The 4,033-nt window shown below is 35.9% G+C and carries 4 protein-coding genes; all 4 read left to right on the plus strand.

Features of this window, described 5'->3' with window-relative positions:
* Positions 1–1,489 (plus strand): DNA mismatch repair endonuclease MutL (mutL, locus tag AC220I_RS19240; RefSeq protein ID WP_486725485.1); only part of this gene is annotated, 1,489 nt, incomplete at its 5' end.
* A 282-nt stretch (positions 1,490–1,771) separates the two neighbouring features.
* On the plus strand, positions 1,772–2,689 hold the full coding sequence (gene miaA, locus AC220I_RS19245; RefSeq protein ID WP_486725486.1) for a tRNA (adenosine(37)-N6)-dimethylallyltransferase MiaA: 918 nt from the start codon (positions 1,772–1,774) through the stop codon (positions 2,687–2,689).
* Between the two features lie 27 nt (positions 2,690–2,716).
* Entirely contained in the window at positions 2,717–2,938 is a 222-nt protein-coding gene (gene hfq / locus AC220I_RS19250; protein ID WP_069872771.1) for an RNA chaperone Hfq, read from the plus strand.
* Positions 2,939–3,166: 228 nt separating this feature from the next.
* The coding region (locus AC220I_RS19255) for a thiamine pyrophosphate-dependent enzyme (RefSeq protein ID WP_486725487.1) at positions 3,167–4,033 on the plus strand (867 nt) is incomplete at its 3' end.

Genomic DNA, 4,033 nt, shown 5'->3' on the forward strand with positions numbered 1-4,033 from the left:
GCAACAGATCGTATTCGTCAATGGACGATATGTGAAAAGTGATATCATTAAGGATGCCATCCAATTGGCATATAAGCCTTATTTGATGAATAACAGATATCCTGTGTGCTTTTTATTCCTTGAAATAGATCCAGATAAAATAGACGTCAATATTCACCCTGCTAAAACAGAAATTAAATTTCATGACGATGGTGTCTTGAAACAGTTCATCTATACCGCGCTTAAAAAGGCCTTTAATCTTCAAAATCAAATACCAGAAGTGAGTCTGAAAGAAGTTGCGGTTATGAGAAAAATTGACAATCCTCAAGCGGATCCAGTAAATCGAGATAATCCACCAACCACACCAACACAGGATCCATCAAAGACTGATTTAAAAATAAATGGATCTAATGAAACAGGTCATGTGACTAAAGCGGTAGATGCGTCAAACGCAAGTGATATGGCCATAATAAGTGATTTGTCTAAACCGATGGATGGAAATATTGATGTGACTGCTAAAAGTGTTGAGGTAGACGCTGGCGACCTTCTTAATAGGGGAGAGTTAACTAGTCATAAGTCTGTTTCAAGTCGTATAAATGAGTACAGTCGTAAGGATTTAGATGTATCATCTCTTAAAGGTACTGAAGCGCTTGGACAACATAATCTAGGTGGGCAAGGGCATAATGAAAACGCTCAAAGTCAAAATAATAATGCTCTAGGTCAAAGGGAAAACTCACAAGTTCAATCCGAGGCTGTGCGCTCTCATAATCAAAGTGAGTCTCAAGAGGGTTCAAGAAAAAACTTTGTGGCTAGAGAATCGGTTCAAGGCCATGAGTACGTGGCACCACCTAAGATAGATTTTTCAAGTGTATCTTTAGAACCCCTATTTGAGTTCGTTGAGGAAATAAATTTTTATGATAAACCAATTTATCAAGGCACAGTTTATGATGAGCTCAGATATATTGGAACCTTTATAAATGCTTATTTACTATGTGAAAAAGACAATCATCTATACTTGATTGACCAACATGCAGCGCATGAGAAAATATATTATGAGCGATACTTAAAAGCTTATAAAGATGGTGAGATAATTTCTCAGGGATTATTATTGCCCGAAATAATTGAGCTGGATCATTTGAGAATGCATGAATTTAATTCGCATCAGCGGTATTTCAAGCGATTGGGATTTGATGTCTCCGTATTTGGGGACAAGAGCATCATTGTTAGGGAAATTCCAAACATGTTTAACATAGAAACTGCCAAGGACATTTTACTTGAAATAATGGATGGATTGTCAGACCGTATGGATGATTTAATATTCGAAAAACTCATGAGTCGTGCTTGTAGAGCCGCTATTAAAGCGAACGATAAGTTAGCAACAATCGAAGTGGACTCTCTACTGGAACAACTTAAATATTTAAATGAGCCATATACATGCCCGCATGGTAGACCTATTATTATCAGCTTTAGTAAATCCGAAATTGAGAAGAAATTTAAGCGTATACTTTAAGAACTTAAAAATCTAGCATAATTCAAAAGCTGTGTTGCGTATCGTTAGAAACAATGGAACCTTTTTAAGGCAGTAATATAGCGGATTATATAGTAAAGATAAAATGAAAACGAGCGCAATTAAAAATTAATTTGTTTGTCTAATTAGAAATATAGCATGTTTAGATATAAATATTGAATAATATAAATTGACAGATCACAAAAAAATTATAGGGTGATAAAATAACTTTAAAAGTAATCGTTGAAGTTTTTTAATTAAAAATATATGATAATAGGAGAAAACATGAATAAGATATTGGTCATCGTTGGACCGACTGCTGTTGGAAAAACAGATATTTCAATAGAAGTAGCCAAGGCACTTGATACTGAAATCATTTCATGTGATTCGGTTCAAATCTATAAACAATTGGATATAGGGTCAGCGAAGCCCACAACTACTGAAATGCAAGGTGTTAAGCATCATCTTATAGATTTTGTTGAACCAGATCAAAATTATTCGGTGAGTGAATACCAAAGAGATGCTAAAACCATTATTTCAAGGCTACATGAAGCTGGTAAAATACCAATCATCACAGGTGGAACAGGGCTTTATGTCAATGCCCTCCTATACGAAATGCATTTTGGCGCATCTGCGTCTGATGAGGCTTATAGGACATCACTGGAAGCCATGGCAGAAAGTGAAGGCAATGATGCCGTACATGATCTTTTAAAAAAGGTGGATTTTGTGGCAGCTGAGAAAATTCACCCTAATAATTTAAGACGTGTTATTAGAGCGCTTGAAATTAACAAAGTCACTGGTCAAAATGTGGGTGATTTCACACTTGATCCCGTTAAAACAAGAGATTATGAAGTGATTTTAATCGGCCTCACTCGTAATCGGTTAAAACTTTATGCAAGAATTAACAAACGCGTAGACCTAATGCTTGAGGCTGGCCTTATCGATGAAGTAAAAAAATTGAAAAGCTTAGGATTAGATGATAGTTTTCAGTCAATGCAGGGTATAGGATACAAAGAAGTTCTAGCGTATTTAAATGGCCTTTATGACCTAGATACCATGATTTCTCTATTGAAACAAAATTCCCGAAGATATGCCAAGAGGCAAATGACGTGGTTCAAGCGTTATGAGGATATTCAATGGATCGATCTTGAGACAGTTTCGACTAAAGAGGCGGTCGTAGAGACTATTTTATCAACCATATAAAATTATAGAATAGAAGGAGGGGGAGCAATGAAAAGTGCTATCAATTTACAGGATGTATTTTTAAATCAGTGCAGAAAAGACCAAACACACATTACGATCTTTTTAATCAGTGGATACCAAATTAGAGGTCTTGTAAAAGGTTTCGACAGTTATACGATCGTTTTAGACAGTGAAGGCAAACAACAAATGATTTATAAGCATGCTATATCAACGATCATTCCAGCAAAAACAGTTAATTTTCAGGCATAATAAAATCGAAGTAACATACAAAAAAGGGACGGTAAATGACCAACGCTTAATTTAAGTGAACAGTCATAACCGTCCCTAATTTATGGCGCTTAGCATTTTTTTAATCAAAATGAGAAGTATTTATTAATTTTTATGAACAAATGACAATTTTGAAAGTCTAATATTGTTATTCAAAGGGTTACACTATATAATGTTTATGATAAGAAATTAAGAAAGGTTGGTTTAATTATGGTAGAAAATATGACAATTAATGCGATAAGAGTTTTGTCAGCTGAAGCAATTCAAGCGGCGAATTCTGGTCACCCTGGACTTCCGCTTGGTGCAGCACCAATGGCATACACTTTATGGGCAAAGTCATTAAAGCACAGTCCAAGCAATCCGCATTGGCATAACAGAGATAGATTTGTTTTATCTGCTGGTCATGGTTCAATGCTCATGTATTCTTTATTACATTTATTCAACTATGGTCTTTCAATGGAAGAGATCAAAAATTTCAGACAGTTTGACAGTAAGACACCTGGACATCCAGAGTTTGGTCACACAACTGGTGTTGAGATTTCTACAGGTCCTTTAGGTCAAGGTATTGCAAATGCAGTTGGATTTGCAATGGCAGAAGCACACCTTGCTGCAAAATTCAATAAGCCAGGTTATGATATTGTTGACCACCACACTTATGCAATTTCGGGTGATGGTTGTTTAATGGAAGGTATTTCTTATGAGGCTGCATCTCTTGCTGGTACCTTAAAGCTTGGTAAGCTCGTACTCATGTATGATTCAAACAAGATTTCTATCGAAGGTAGTACTGATATTGCATTTACAGAAGACGTTGCTAAGCGTTTTGAAGCGATGCATTGGCAAGTGCTTACTGTGGAAGATGGTAATGATACAGCAGCTATTGAAAAAGCAATTAACGATGCAAAAGCTGAGACTGAAAAACCATCCATTATTATCGTAAAAACAATAATTGGTTATGGCTGTCCTTCAAAACAAGGTTCTCATAAGGTACATGGTTCACCACTTGGTAACGATGGTATTTCTGAAATGAAATCCTTCCTTAACTGGCCATGTGAGAATGCATTTGAAGTACCTGCTGAA

The sequence above is a fragment of the Fusibacter sp. genome, from assembly GCF_057447755.1.